We start from the raw sequence: 13,738 nt of genomic DNA on the forward strand, positions 1-13,738 counted from the left end.
CCAGCTCCCACAGAGGTTGCATCGGACTTGCGTCAGTCGAGCTTGCCCAACTGCGGCTTTTGCGGTGGTGGTGTCGGCTCGGGCGGGACTTCCGGCCCAACGGGCACCAGTTTGTATTCTTGCCCCTGCAGGTTCTTGAGGTACACCTCCATCTGCTGGAAGGAGATGTTGATGTGGTGGTTTTTGAACTCGCGGTTGATAAAGCGGTTGACCTCGTCGATCACCGGGTTGCGGTCGCCCAGGTCGCGTACGTGCATGCGCAGTTCGTGGTCGAGAGTGCTTTGGCCGAAGTTGAGGAAGTACACGTGGGGCTCCGGGTCTTTGAGCACCCGCGGGTTCTCTTGCGCAGCCTTGAGCAGCAACTGCTTGACCAGGTCGAGGTCGGAGCCGTAATCGACGCCCAGCTTCAGGGTCACACGGGTGATGGTGTCCGTAAGCGACCAGTTGATCAGTTGCCCGGTAATAAAGGTCTTGTTCGGGACGATGATGTCTTTGCGGTCGAAGTCGGTGATGGTGGTGGCCCGGATGCGGATCTTGCTCACGGTACCTGACAGATTGCCGATGGTGATGGTGTCGCCGATCCGTACCGGGCGTTCGAACAGGATCATGATCCCGGAAATAAAGTTGGCGAAGATTTCCTGCATGCCGAAGCCCAGGCCTACCGACAGTGCCGCAACCAGCCATTGCAACTTGTCCCAGCTCACGCCCAGTGTCGACAGGGTGGAGACAAAGCCTACGCCGATGATCACGTAGGTCAGCAGGGTCGTAGTTGCGTAAGCACTGCCCTGGCCCAGATCAAGGCGCGACAGCACCAGCACCTCCAGCAGGCCGGGCAAGTTACGCGCCAGCGCGATGCTGATGCCGATGATGACCAGCGCACCTATCACGTCGCCGATGCTGATGGGCACCATGCTCATATTGGCGCCGGTACCGCTGGTATATTCGTAGAGGGTGATGTTGTCCAGGTAGGAAAAAACCGAGATCAAGTCAGCCCACACCCAGTACAGAATGCCGATAAAGCCAGCCAGCAGGGCCAGGCGGATCAGGCGCAGGGACTGTTGGTTGACCTGTTCGATGTCCAGGGTCGGCTCTTCGATAATCGTATCGTTGCCTTCGCCTGCTTCCTTGGCGGCCTGGCGTTTGGCCAGTGCACGCTGGTAGGCCAGGCGCCGTGCCGCTACTGCCAGGCCACGGACAAACGCCGCTTCGACCACCAGCCAGAGCATCAGCAGATAGAGGGTATTGATCAGGCGGTCGCTGAGCTTGAGCGCGGTGTAGTAGTAGCCAAAACACACCGCCACAAACAGCGCCAGCGGCAGCAGGGCGAAGGCAAAACCGAGCAACTTGCGCAGGCGATAGGCTTTTGTTGCTGTTTCAAAGTCGTTGAGCAACAGGCGGCAGAGCAGCCAGGCCATGGCCGCATAGCAACTGAGCACCACCAGAATACCCAGGACATCGTCGGCCAGCGCAGCCGGTTGTTGCTCGGCAAAGGCGACGACGGCCACAAGGGCCAGGACCACAAAACCGAGTTTGCGGATCCAGTTCTGCAAGAACGCGACCAACGGTTTTTCCCAGCGAAAATGCAGTTCGGCCACGCCACCCGGCGCCAGAATCCGGTAAGCGGTGTAGAACACCAGCCAGGCCTCGGCCATCTGAATCAACGCCGCGCCCGTATTGGCATTCATGCCCCGGGCATCGGTTTGCAAGGCGTAGCCGCACAAGGCCAGCGCCAATGAAATGGGCATCGCCAGCAAGATGTTGATCAATATTGCCAGCGGCGTGTGCCATTGGCTGTCACGCTTGAAGTGACCGATGTCCTGATGGATCTTGTTCAATTTGCTGTAGAGGTAGCGACGTTTCCACAGCAGCGCCACGACCACCAGCAAAAACGGCAAGAACAGCAGGGGACGTTGCACCAGGCCTTCTGCCAGTTCACTGACGCTGGAACCCCAGGGCAGGGTGGTGATTTGCTGCTCAAGCTGGCGCGGTGCGGTTTCCAGCCATTCCAGATCCAGCGGCTTGTTGCTGGGGATCCAGAACATTTGCTCATCCAGCGTGGCGCGCAGGCTTTGGGCGGTGCTGAGCAGTTGTTTCTGGTTCAGTTGCAGGGTGATCGATTCGTTGAGCAGCGAGCTTAGTTCGCGGTTCAGGCGGTCCAGCAGATCGCTGCGGGTGTTGACCAGTTCGAGCAGGGTTTTGCGCAGTTGCGGTGTGACCTGGTCGGCAGGTTGGGTGGACAGCAGGTTGTCGACGTAAGTCGTGGGGTTGCTGATCAACTCGCGCTGCTGGTTGATTTCAAACTGGTACAGACGGATATCGGCGATTTCGTCTGCCAGATTCTTGTCCATTTTTTGCAGGCGCGGCAGGGCTTGCTTCTGCTTATAAAGTATCTTGGACAGCAACAAACTGCCCTTGAGCACGTTGATCTGCTCATCCAGGGCCTGGTCGCTCTGGGTAACGTTGTCCAGTTGTTGCTTTGTTTGCAGATTCTGCTGGGTCACCTCGTTGAGGCGATCGGTGCTGCGCAACAGGTAGTCGGAGAGCTTGAGGTTGATCGCGCTTTCGGTCGCCAGCAGGCTGCTGCTGCCGGACTTTTTAGCCTCGATGGATTGCTCGGTCACGGTCTGCTGCGACTGGGCCAGGCGCTTTTGATTGATCAGGGTTTGCAGGTCCTGGATTTCCTGGTCCTGGCGCGTGGTTTTTTCCAGCAGCAGGTCGTGCTGGCTGCCGCTCAGATCTTGCAACAGGCTGTTGCCAGCCAGTTCCTGGCGGCGCAGGGCAATCAGTGCGTTGAGCGAGGCGGCTTCGGCGTTGAGCTGGTTGCGCTGATCGGGGGTAAGCAACTTGCCATTGTCGCGTCCTGTTTTCAGGGTGGTGTTGATCTGCTGGATACGGGTCTGGCTGTTGCTGATCTCGGCCTGGGCCCGCTCGGGTCGGGTCTGCGCGGCAATGCTTTGGCTGTTGGCGATAGCCAGGGCTTTTTGCAGCTCGCCCTGTTGCGTGGTGCGTTCCGCCAGCAGTTGTTCCAGCTGCTGCACGGACAGCTCGCTGTAGCGCTGGGCTACGGGTATGGGTTTGCTGGCCTTGATTTTGGCCAGTTCGCGCTGGTTTTCGGCAGTCTGGCGAGGGGCATCGTTGATCTGTTGTTTGACGTCGTTCAGGCGCTGTTCGTAATCGGCTTTGCTGTCGAGCAGGGTCAGGGTCTGCTGGAGCACCGCCTGCAGGGCTTTTTGGTCGGCGTCCGGCAGTTTGCGCTCGGCAATTTTGTCCAGGCTTTGCTGCACCGCTTCGGCGGTAGGCGGGTCGGCAGCCTGAAGCGTGCCGACACAAAGGCTCAGGCCGAGCAGGACGGTGGCGATGAACGTGCGCAGAGTTGGCATAGATACCGGTCAGACAAGGGCGGAAAGTTGGAGTTTAGAGGAACAGCCCCGGGCCCGGTGCACTTCCTTCGGGGAATCTGACGCCCACTTTGGCGATCTTGTTCCCTTCCATCATCGCAACCGTCCAGATGGTGTTGTTCCACTCCACCTGGTCGCCGACCACCGGCGCGCCGCCGACCTTGTGGGCAATGAAGCTGCTCAGTGAGGTGTTCGGGTCGATGCCGTCCAGCTTCAGGCCGTACAAGGCGGCCACAGCGCCCAGCTGGGCGTCGCCTTCGAGCACGAAGTCGCCGAAGAAACGCAGGTCCAGGCCACGGCTCGGGGGCTGGCTGAACAGTTTGCCCAAGGCAGGCAAGTCGTGTTCGTGGCCGATGACGCAGAGCAGGTCACCCACTTCAAGCGTGGTACTACCCGACGGATGGAGCAGTTTTTTATCGCGAAACAGGGCGGCGATACGGGTGCCGTCGGGCATTTTCAGTTCACGCAGGGCCGCACCGATGCACCAGTTTTGTGCGTCGAGGCGATAAACAAAGAGTTCCCACTCGCTGGTGACATGCACTTCAAGGGCTGAACGGGACACGGGGGCCAGATCAGGCGGTACGGTCACCTTGAGCAGCTTGGCGACCCACGGCAGGCTGGTGCCTTGCACCAGAAGAGATACCAGCACGATAAAGAATGCCAGGTTGAAATACAGCTGCGCATTGGGCAGCCCGGCCATCAACGGGAACACCGCCAGAATGATCGGCACCGCACCGCGCAGGCCTACCCATGAGATAAAGGCTTTTTCGCGTCCATGGAAGGCTTTGAAAGGTAGCAGCCCCACTACCACTGACAGCGGGCGGGCAAACAGAATCATCCACAGGGCCAGTGCCAGTGCTGGAATGGCGATGGGCAACAGGTCGTGTGGCGTGACCAGCAAGCCCAGCACCAGGAACATGCCAATCTGGGCCAGCCAGGCCATGCCGTCGAGCATATGCAAAATGCCATGACGGCTGCGGATCGGACTGTTGCCAATCACCAGGCCGCACAGGTAGACCGCGAGAAAGCCGCTGCCGTGCAGGGCGTTGGTCAGGGAAAAGACCACCAGCCCGCCTGCGATCACCAGAATCGGGTACAGGCCGTTGGCCAGGTTGATACGGTTGACCATTTGCAGCATTAGCCAGCCGCCTGCCAGACCGACCGTGCCGCCGATGGCAAATTCACGCACCAGGTTGAGCAACAGGCTCCAGTGCAGGCCTGTTTCACCGCTGGCGAGCATGTCGATCAGGGTGACGGTGAGGAATACCGCCATCGGGTCGTTGCTGCCGGACTCGATTTCGAGGCTGGCTGAAACCCGCTCGTTCAGGCCTTTGCCACCCAGCAGCGAGAACACTGCGGCGGCATCGGTGGAGCCGACAATGGCGCCAACCAGCAGACCCTGGATCAAGTTGAGATTAAACAGCCAGGCGGCCATCAGCCCGGTCAGCCCCGTGGTGATCATCACCCCCACCGTGGCCAGCGATAACGCGGGCCATAACGCCACGCGAAAACTGGAAACCCGGGTGCGCAAGCCGCCGTCGAGCAAAATCACCGCCAGGGCGAGGTTGCCCACCAGATAGGCCGTGGGGTAGTTGTCAAAAATGATGCCGCCGCCATCGACACCTGCGGTCATGCCCACCGCAAGGATGATGACCAGTATCGGGATGCCCAGGCGCGAGGACAGAGAACTTACCAGGATGCTTGCGCCTACCAGCAACGCGCCGATCAAGAACAGGCTGTTGATGGTCGTCGCATTCAAAGGCAGTACTCCAGAAAGCTAAAAAAGACAGGGCGCAGACCTGGCATGCAGCCTGCGTGCCATCGATTCTAACCTGCGCCATTGGCGGGCTGTCAAAAAAGGTTTTGAATGGATTACACCCTGGAGGTGTTTGGGCCTGTCGAGTAGGACTGAAGGCCTTTCTTACAAAAAAATGGGATTTTCACTGCATTTTTATATTAGGTAAATTGTGTGTACTGCGGCCTCCCACTTGCGCACGGACATGACATGAACCCTGCTACTGAGGCTGGCAACAGGCTATCGAAGACAACACCGTGGTGTGACGACAAACGAATCAACCTTTATGTCGTGTCTGTCAGCAAGTTTCTGCTGCTGTATGGGCTTACGGCAGGCGGGTACATGGTCTATTGGTCATATCGCAACTGGGCGTCCTACAAAGCGGAAACCGGGGCGCCGATCGCGCCGTTGCTGCGCGCTGCGCTCTGGCCATTTTTTATCCTGCCGCTGTTTGAAGTGGTTCAGAACGGCCTCGACAGGACAGGGCGCTGCTATATTTGGCAACCCGAGACCAGAGGCCTGCTCATTATGCTGCTGGTCATGTTCTCGGTGCTGGTGTCCACGCTGTTTACCCGGCCCGCGGATGCGGTCTATGTGTTGTTCACCAATGCAGTACTGATCACCGGTTGTTGTGCAATGCTGGTGGCGGCCCAGCGCGCAATCAATATGCTGGCGGGTGACCCGCAGGGCAGCGTCAACAAGGCCCTGAGCTGGGCTAATTTTGCCTGGATGGTGGCCGGCACGCTGTTGATGGCCATCGTTGGCTATATGGAATTCATGAGCCAACGTTGAGTTCATGGCGTAAAAAAACCGGGCAACCCTTTCGGGTGCCCGGTTTTTTATTGCCCGATCACATCCTCAACCGATGGTCATCAGGCTTGCGTTGCCACCCGCAGCAGCGGTGTTGACGCTCAGTGCGCGCTCGATCACCAGGCGCTCCAGGGCGATATTGGTTTCGCCCTGGGACAGGCCCTGTACGCCAACGATGGCGCCTGCGCGTTGTGCCACTTGCTGGCACACGTCACGCAACTGGTCACAGTCGCCGTGGTGCAGGACGGCGTCGAAGATCACTTCGTCCTTGGTCCAGTCCGCGACCAGTGTGATGCGTGGCTGCACCTCTGCAGGCAGGCGGGCCAGCAGGGCCTTGGCCAGTTCACTTTGCGGCAGTACCGCCGAGCTGCCCACGGCCAGAACGGCAGCCAGTTGGGTCAGCAGGTCGCTTTCAACTTCAGCCAGGCACAGCACATGTTCACGCGGCAGAATGGCGTAGCTGTTGCGTTCGCCGGTCGGGCCGTTGAGCAGGCGCGTGATGCCACTTTGCGAGTGTGCAGCGTACTCGGTGCACAGCTCGGCCAGTGCTGGTTGCTGGTTGCTGGTTGCCCAGGCTTGCAGGGCGCTGAGCGGTTTGCTCATGGCCTCGCGGGCCTGGGTGTCCGGTGCGGTCACGGCATCGACCTTGGCGAACGATTGCTCGATTGCATTGCCCGGGCGGGTCGACAGCAGGCGGTACAGGTACAGCGGGCCACCGGCTTTCGGGCCGGTACCCGACAGGCCTTCACCGCCGAACGGTTGCACGCCGACCACCGCACCAACGATGTTGCGGTTGACGTAGACGTTACCGGCGTTGACGTTGTTGACCACCTTGGCAATGGTTTCGTCGATACGGGTATGCACGCCCAGTGTCAGGCCATAACCCGAAGCGTTGATCTGTGCGATCAACTGGTCGATGTCTTTGCGCTTGTAGCGCACCACGTGCAGCACCGGCCCGAAGATCTCGCGTTCCAGCTCGTCAAAGCTTTCCAGTTCAATCAGGGTCGGCATGACAAAGGTGCCGCGTTTACATTCTTCGCTATCGGCGATGGCCATCTGGTACACAGAGCGGCCCTTGTCGCGCATGCCCTGGATATGCTGCTCGATCCCGGCCTTGGCTTCGGCGTCGATCACCGGGCCGATGTCCACGTTCAAGCGCTCGGGGTTGCCCATGCGCGATTCGGCCATGGCACCTTTGAGCATTTCGATGACGCGATCTGCCGAGTCCTCTTGCAGGCACAGTACCCGCAGTGCCGAGCAACGTTGACCGGCGCTGTCGAAGGCCGAAGACACCACGTCGATAACCACTTGCTCGGTCAGGGCCGAAGAGTCGACGATCATGGCGTTCTGGCCGCCAGTTTCGGCGATCAGCGGGATAGGGCGGCCCTGGGCATCCAGGCGACCGGCAATATTGCGTTGCAGCAGGCGGGCCACTTCGGTGGAGCCGGTGAACATTACGCCTTTGACGCGATCATCACCCACCAGGCGTGCGCCGACGGTTTCGCCGCGGCCAGGCAGCAATTGCAGCACGCCTTGCGGGATGCCAGCTTCGAGCAGGATGCGTACGGCTTGTGCGGCAACCAGCGGGGTTTGCTCGGCAGGCTTGGCCAGTACCGGGTTACCGGCAGCCAATGCTGCAGCCACCTGGCCGCTGAAGATGGCCAGCGGGAAGTTCCACGGGCTGATGCAGACCACCGGGCCCAGCGGGCGGTGGGCATCGTTGGTGAAGTCGTTACGGGCCTGCACCGCGTAGTAGCGCAGGAAGTCCACTGCTTCGCGCACTTCGGCGATAGCGTTGGCGAAGGTCTTGCCAGCTTCACGGGCCAGCAGGCCCATCAGTGGCTGGATCTCGCCTTCCATCAGGTCGGCGGCGCGCTCCAGGATCGCAGCGCGCTCGGCGGGCGGGGTGGCCTGCCAGATCGGTGCGGCGCTCAGGGCACACTGGATAGCGTTATCGGCGTCTTCAACGGTGGCTTCTTGTACATGACCCACCACGTCACGCAGGTCGGCCGGGTTGAGCACCGCCGCCGGCGCTTCGTTGCTGGAGTCACAACCGAGCATCGGCGCGGCTTTCCAGTCGTTATGGGCCGTGGCCAGCAAGGCGCAGGACAACGACGCCAAGCGGTGTTCGTTGGACATGTCGATGCCGCTGGAGTTGGCGCGTTCGCTGCCATACAGATCACGCGGCAACGGGATGCGCGGGTGCGGCAAGCCGAAGCCGCCTTCGGTCGTGGCCATTTGTTCAATCTGGCTGACTGGATCGGCCACCAACTCGTGGATTGCGATAGTGTGGTCGGCGATACGGTTAACGAACGAGGTGTTCGCGCCGTTTTCCAGAAGGCGTCGCACCAGGTAAGCCAGCAGTGTTTCGTGGGTACCCACTGGGGCGTACACACGGCACGGACGGTTCAGCTTGCCTTCGGCAACCTTGCCTACAACCTGTTCGTAGAGGGGTTCACCCATGCCGTGCAGGCACTGGAACTCGTACTGACCCGGGTAGTAGTTTTGACCGGCAATGTGATAAATCGCCGACAGCGTTTGGGCGTTGTGGGTGGCGAATTGCGGGTAGATGGCTTCTGGTACGGCCAGCAGCTTTTTCGCACAAGCGAGGTAGGACACGTCGGTGTACACCTTGCGGGTGTAGACCGGATAGCCTTCCAGGCCTTCGACTTGGGCGCGTTTGATTTCGCTGTCCCAGTACGCGCCCTTCACCAGGCGGATCATCAGGCGATGACGACTGCGGCGAGCCAGGTCGATCACGTAGTCGATCACATACGGGCAGCGCTTCTGGTAAGCCTGAATCACGAAGCCGATGCCGTTCCAGCCAGCCAGCTGCGGCTCGAAGCACAGGCGCTCGAGCAGGTCGAGAGAGATTTCCAGGCGGTCTGCTTCTTCGGCGTCGATATTCAGACCGATGTCATACTTCTTGGCCAGCAAGGTCAGCGACAACAGGCGCGGGTACAGTTCGTCCATCACGCGTTCGTACTGGGCGCGGCTGTAGCGCGGGTGCAGGGCCGACAGCTTGATGGAAATGCCCGGGCCTTCATAGATGCCGCGACCGTGGGAGGCTTTGCCAATCGAGTGGATGGCTTGCTCGTAGGACGCGAGGTACTTTTGTGCGTCATGTTCGGTGAGTGCGGCTTCGCCGAGCATGTCGTAGGAATAACGGAAGCCCTTGGCTTCAAAGCGCGTGGCGTTGGCCAGGGCTTCGGCGATGGTTTCGCCGGTGACAAACTGCTCACCCATCAGGCGCATGGCCATGTCGACGCCCTTGCGGATCATCGGCTCGCCGCTCTTGCCGATAATGCGGCTCAGGGAGGAGGTCAGGCCTGCTTCGTTGTGCGTCGACACCAGCTTGCCGGTCAGCAACAGACCCCAGGTCGCAGCGTTGACGAACAGCGACGGGCTGTTGCCCAGGTGCGGGTGCCAGTTGCCAGTGCTGATCTTGTCGCGAATAAGGGCGTCGCGGGTGCCTTTGTCCGGGATACGCAGCAGCGCCTCAGCCAGGCACATCAGGGCCACGCCCTCCTGGGACGACAGGGAAAACTCCTGCAGCAAGCCCTGCACGATACCGGCACGGCCGCCGGCGCTCTTCTGGTTGCGCAATTTTTCGGCAATCGAGGCCGCCAGGGTTTGCGTGGCTTCGGCCATAGGGGCTGGCAGTCGCGCCTGCTCCAGCAGCATGGGCACTACTTCGGGTTCCGGGCGACGGTACGCCGAAGTAATGGCAGCGCGCAATACGGACTGCGGCAGGATGCTTTCTGCGAACTCCAGGAAGCATTGATGCGCGTGGTCGGCTTGTACTTCGTCGGCGTCATCGCTGGCAGAACCAGGGATACCGCTCAACTCGGTCAGGGTTGCACCACCCTCGAGTTTTTCCAGGTAATTGAAGATTGCCTGCTTGATCAGCCAGTGTGGCGTGCGATCAATCGAGGTCGCGGCGGCCTTGAGGCGCTCGCGGGTCGGGTCATCAAGTTTGACCCCAAGGGTGGTGGTAGCCATTTTTTTATCCTCATGGGTGCCACATTTGCGTGGCAGCAGCTGGCGGCAAGATTAGCGCTGCGCCGAAACGGGTGCAACTAGGTGCAACCCGTTTTTTTGTGGATTGGTCGACGCTTCGTCAGGAATATTCAGGCGGGGTGAAATCAGTGCCCTGCTGTGGTGCTTTCTGTTTGGTTTGGTAAGGTCTTTGCTCCGAAAAGGCGCAAAAACTCCGAATTGAGACGAAAAGGCGACAAGGTGCAACTTGGCTCGCAGAAACTGGTTGCACCCGATTTGCTTTGTTGCATAGCATTCGCGCCCAAGGTGCAACCTCCTACAGAAGATTGGTTCATCGGCTGATGGATTTCCTGGGGAAACATCAGTCATAAATGCGCGGCAGGGTTAATCGTCTCAAACAGGACGTTTGTGAGCGTACGGCCAGACCGCCGCTAAACATAAAAACAATGCCAGGGCTTTATCAATGAGTGTTAGTAACCCAACCCTGATCACGTTCGTGATCTATATTGCGGCAATGGTGCTGATTGGCCTGATGGCTTATCGCTCCACCAACAACCTTTCTGACTATATTCTCGGTGGCCGTAGCCTGGGCAGCGTTGTCACTGCATTGTCCGCCGGTGCCTCCGACATGAGCGGCTGGTTGTTGATGGGTTTGCCGGGTGCGATCTACATGTCCGGCTTGTCGGAAAGCTGGATCGCCATCGGTCTGGTGACCGGCGCTTACCTGAACTGGCTGTTTGTTGCCGGTCGCCTGCGGGTACAGACCGAGCACAACGGTGATGCGCTGACCTTGCCGGATTACTTCTCCAGCCGTTTTGAAGACAAAAGCGGTTTGCTGCGGATCATCTCGGCCATCGTGATTCTGGTGTTCTTCACCATCTACTGCGCTTCCGGCATTGTGGCCGGCGCCCGTCTGTTCGAAAGCACCTTCGGCATGTCTTACGAATCCGCCTTGTGGGCCGGTGCTGCGGCGACCATCGCCTATACCTTTATCGGTGGGTTCCTGGCAGTGAGCTGGACCGACACGGTTCAAGCCACCCTGATGATCTTCGCGCTGATCCTGACGCCTATCATCGTGCTGCTGGCCACGGGTGGCGTAGACACCACGTTCCTGGCCATCGAGGCCAACGACCCAAGCAACTTCGACATGCTCAAGGGCACGTCCTTCATCGGCATCATCTCGCTGATGGGCTGGGGTCTGGGTTACTTCGGTCAACCGCACATTCTGGCGCGTTTCATGGCCGCTGATTCGGTCAAGTCGATCGCCAAGGCGCGTCGCATCTCCATGACCTGGATGATCCTGTGCCTGGCCGGTACGGTCGCTGTAGGCTTTTTCGGTATCGCTTACTTCTCGGCACACCCTGAAGTGGCCGGGCCGGTGACCGAAAACCCAGAGCGCGTATTCATTGAACTGGCCAAGCTGCTGTTCAACCCGTGGATTGCCGGTGTGCTGCTGTCGGCCATTCTGGCTGCGGTCATGAGTACCCTGAGCTGCCAGTTGCTGGTGTGCTCTAGTGCCCTGACCGAAGACTTCTACAAGTCCTTCCTGCGTAAAAATGCCTCCCAGCTGGAACTGGTATGGGTTGGCCGGATCATGGTGCTGGTGGTTGCACTGATCGCCATTGCGCTGGCCTCCAACCCGGAGAACCGTGTGCTGGGTCTGGTGAGCTACGCGTGGGCAGGCTTCGGTGCTGCTTTCGGTCCAGTGGTACTGATCTCTGTACTGTGGAAAGGCATGACCCGTAATGGTGCATTGGCCGGTATTCTGGTCGGTGCCATTACCGTGATCGTGTGGAAGCATTTCGCCTTGTTTGGCCTGTACGAAATCATCCCGGGCTTTATCCTGGGCAGCCTGGCCATTGTGCTGGCAAGCCTTGCGGGCAAAGGCCCAAGCAAAGGCATGATCGAGCGTTTCGACGCTGCTGAAAAAGACTTCCAGCAAAACAGCTGATCAGAGAAGCGCTTGCGCTGACCTTGAAGTGTTCAAAAACGGCCCGTCTCCAGGTGAGACGGGCCGTTTTTTTTGCCTGGGCGTTGCTCACCGTATCTCGGAAAAAACGCCCGCGACCTGACGTCAGGTTGCGTACAAGGTAAACTTCGCCTCCTGCGCAGGAGCAACCATGAACTATCGTCACGCCTTCCACGCCGGCAACCACGCCGACGTCTTCAAACATATCGTCTTGACCCGCCTCATCGCCTTGATGTCGCGCAAAGAGCAGCCTTTTGCCTATCTCGATACCCACGCCGGTATTGGTCTGTACGACCTCAAGGGCGATCAGGCCAACCGCACGGGCGAGTACCTTGAAGGCATTGCACGGTTGTGGGGGCAGAAAGACCTGCCTGCAGTGACTGATGACTACATGCAAGTACTGCACAAGATGAACCCGGATGGCGAGTTGCGCTATTACCCGGGCTCGCCGGAGTGGGCGCGACGCCTGACCCGTTCCCAGGACCGTGTGCTGTTGAACGAGAAACACCCCGAAGACGGCGTATTGCTCAAAGACAACATGAAGGGTGATCGCCGCGTAGCGGTGCATTTGGGCGAAGGCTGGCATGTGCCGCGTGCTTTGCTGCCGGTGGCTGAAAAGCGTGGCTTGATGCTGATCGACCCGCCGTTCGAGAAACTCGACGAAATGAAGCGCTGCGCCGAATCGTTGAAAGACGCGATCAGTCGCATGCGCCAGACCGTTGTAGCGATCTGGTATCCGATCAAGGACAAGCGCCAGTTGCGTCGTTTCTATCAGGACCTGGCAGGTTCAGGTGCACCGAAGTTGCTGCAGGTGGAGTTGTTCGTGCATCCGCTGGATACGCCCAACAGCCTCAATGGTTCGGGCCTGGCGATCGCCAACCCGCCTTGGGGTCTCGAAGAAGAGCTGCGCGAACTGTTGCCGTGGCTGGCCAAAAAACTGGGTCAAACCCAGGGTGGCTGGCAGATGGAATGGTTGATTGCGGAAAATAGCTGAAAACCAATGTGAGAGCGGGCTTGCTCGCGATCGAGGCGATGCGGTGTAACAGAAACACCGAGTCGCTTGCATCGCGAGCAAGCCCGCTCCCACCGTTTTTTGTGCTACATCAAATCGGGCAGGTCACACCGGTGCCGCCGATACCGCAATAACCCTGCGGGTTTTTCGCCAGGTACTGCTGGTGGTATGCCTCGGCGAAGTACACCGTTGGCGCCTGGTCAATTTCAGTGGTGATGGTGCCCAGCCCGGCCTTGTCCAGTTCCGCCTGGAACACTTTCTTGCTTTCCAGTGCCTGCTCAAGCTGTTCAGGGGTGGTGCAGTAGATCACCGAACGATACTGGGTGCCGATGTCGTTGCCCTGGCGCATGCCCTGGGTGGGGTTGTGCAGTTCCCAGAACATGGCCAGCAATTGCTTGTAGCTGACCACTTCCGGTTCGTAGACCACCAGCACCACTTCGGTGTGGCCGGTCAGGCCCGAGCAGACTTCTTCGTAGGTCGGGTTCGGCGTGTAGCCGCCCGCATAGCCCACTACGGTGCTGACTACGCCTTCGCGCTCCCAGAACTTGCGTTCTGCGCCCCAGAAGCAACCCAGGCCAAAAATCGCGAAGTCCACGTTCATCGGGAACGGGCCCAGTAGCGGCTGGCCGGTGACGTAGTGGGTTTCCGGCAGTTGTACGTGAGTATCGCGGCCGGGCAGGGCTTGTTCTTTAGTGGGTAGCACGTTTTTATTCACCAGGATTTCCGAGCGCAAGACCATGTTTCATGTCCTCTCA

At 59.4% G+C, this 13,738-nt stretch carries 7 protein-coding genes; 3 read left to right on the plus strand and 4 right to left on the minus strand.

Annotated elements, in window-relative coordinates:
* Positions 1–32: 32 nt before the first annotated feature.
* Positions 33–3,380 carry a mechanosensitive channel MscK gene (gene mscK / locus EQV96_RS18445; protein WP_095017708.1) on the minus strand — a complete coding sequence of 1,116 codons (3,348 nt, stop codon included), beginning with the start codon at positions 3,378–3,380 and terminating at the stop codon, positions 33–35.
* Between the two features lie 34 nt (positions 3,381–3,414).
* Complete coding sequence (locus EQV96_RS18450) at positions 3,415–5,157, minus strand: potassium/proton antiporter (protein ID WP_095000894.1); 1,743 nt, start codon at positions 5,155–5,157, stop codon at positions 3,415–3,417.
* 246 nt (positions 5,158–5,403) lie between these two features.
* Between EQV96_RS18450 and EQV96_RS18455 the strand changes: the two genes are divergently transcribed.
* A complete protein-coding gene (locus EQV96_RS18455) occupies positions 5,404–5,985 on the plus strand; it encodes a hypothetical protein (protein WP_240882235.1) in 582 nt (193 codons plus the stop codon).
* A 66-nt stretch (positions 5,986–6,051) separates the two neighbouring features.
* Here the strand turns inward: EQV96_RS18455 and putA are convergent, their stop codons facing one another.
* Positions 6,052–10,005, minus strand: coding sequence for a trifunctional transcriptional regulator/proline dehydrogenase/L-glutamate gamma-semialdehyde dehydrogenase (gene putA / locus EQV96_RS18460; protein WP_095017706.1), 3,954 nt, complete (start codon positions 10,003–10,005; stop codon positions 6,052–6,054).
* 460 nt (positions 10,006–10,465) lie between these two features.
* Here putA and putP point away from each other — a divergent pair, with 460 nt between their 5' ends.
* On the plus strand, positions 10,466–11,953 hold the full coding sequence (gene putP, locus EQV96_RS18465) for a sodium/proline symporter PutP (RefSeq protein ID WP_095000897.1): 1,488 nt from the start codon (positions 10,466–10,468) through the stop codon (positions 11,951–11,953).
* 169 nt (positions 11,954–12,122) lie between these two features.
* On the plus strand, positions 12,123–12,965 hold the full coding sequence (rlmJ, locus tag EQV96_RS18470; protein WP_095000898.1) for a 23S rRNA (adenine(2030)-N(6))-methyltransferase RlmJ: 843 nt from the start codon (positions 12,123–12,125) through the stop codon (positions 12,963–12,965).
* Positions 12,966–13,074: 109 nt separating this feature from the next.
* On the opposite strand, the gene msrA is transcribed toward rlmJ, so the two are convergent.
* On the minus strand, positions 13,075–13,722 hold the full coding sequence (gene msrA / locus EQV96_RS18475) for a peptide-methionine (S)-S-oxide reductase MsrA (protein WP_095000899.1): 648 nt from the start codon (positions 13,720–13,722) through the stop codon (positions 13,075–13,077).
* Positions 13,723–13,738: the final 16 nt, after the last annotated feature.

Origin of the sequence: Pseudomonas sp. TMW22080 (assembly GCF_022496745.1) — a bacterium.
Lineage (GTDB): Bacteria > Pseudomonadota > Gammaproteobacteria > Pseudomonadales > Pseudomonadaceae > Aquipseudomonas > Aquipseudomonas bubulae.

Excerpts from the sequence above, each read along its gene's own strand:
- mscK (WP_095017708.1), bottom strand. The coding sequence starts at position 3,380 with ATGCCAACTCTGCGCACGTTCATCGCCACCGTCCTGCTCGGCCTGAGC.
- msrA (WP_095000899.1), bottom strand. The coding sequence starts at position 13,722 with ATGGTCTTGCGCTCGGAAATCCTGGTGAATAAAAACGTGCTACCCACT.
- EQV96_RS18455 (WP_240882235.1), top strand. The coding sequence starts at position 5,404 with ATGAACCCTGCTACTGAGGCTGGCAACAGGCTATCGAAGACAACACCG.
- putP (WP_095000897.1), top strand. The coding sequence starts at position 10,466 with ATGAGTGTTAGTAACCCAACCCTGATCACGTTCGTGATCTATATTGCG.
- rlmJ (WP_095000898.1), top strand. The coding sequence starts at position 12,123 with ATGAACTATCGTCACGCCTTCCACGCCGGCAACCACGCCGACGTCTTC.
- putA (WP_095017706.1), bottom strand. The coding sequence starts at position 10,005 with ATGGCTACCACCACCCTTGGGGTCAAACTTGATGACCCGACCCGCGAG.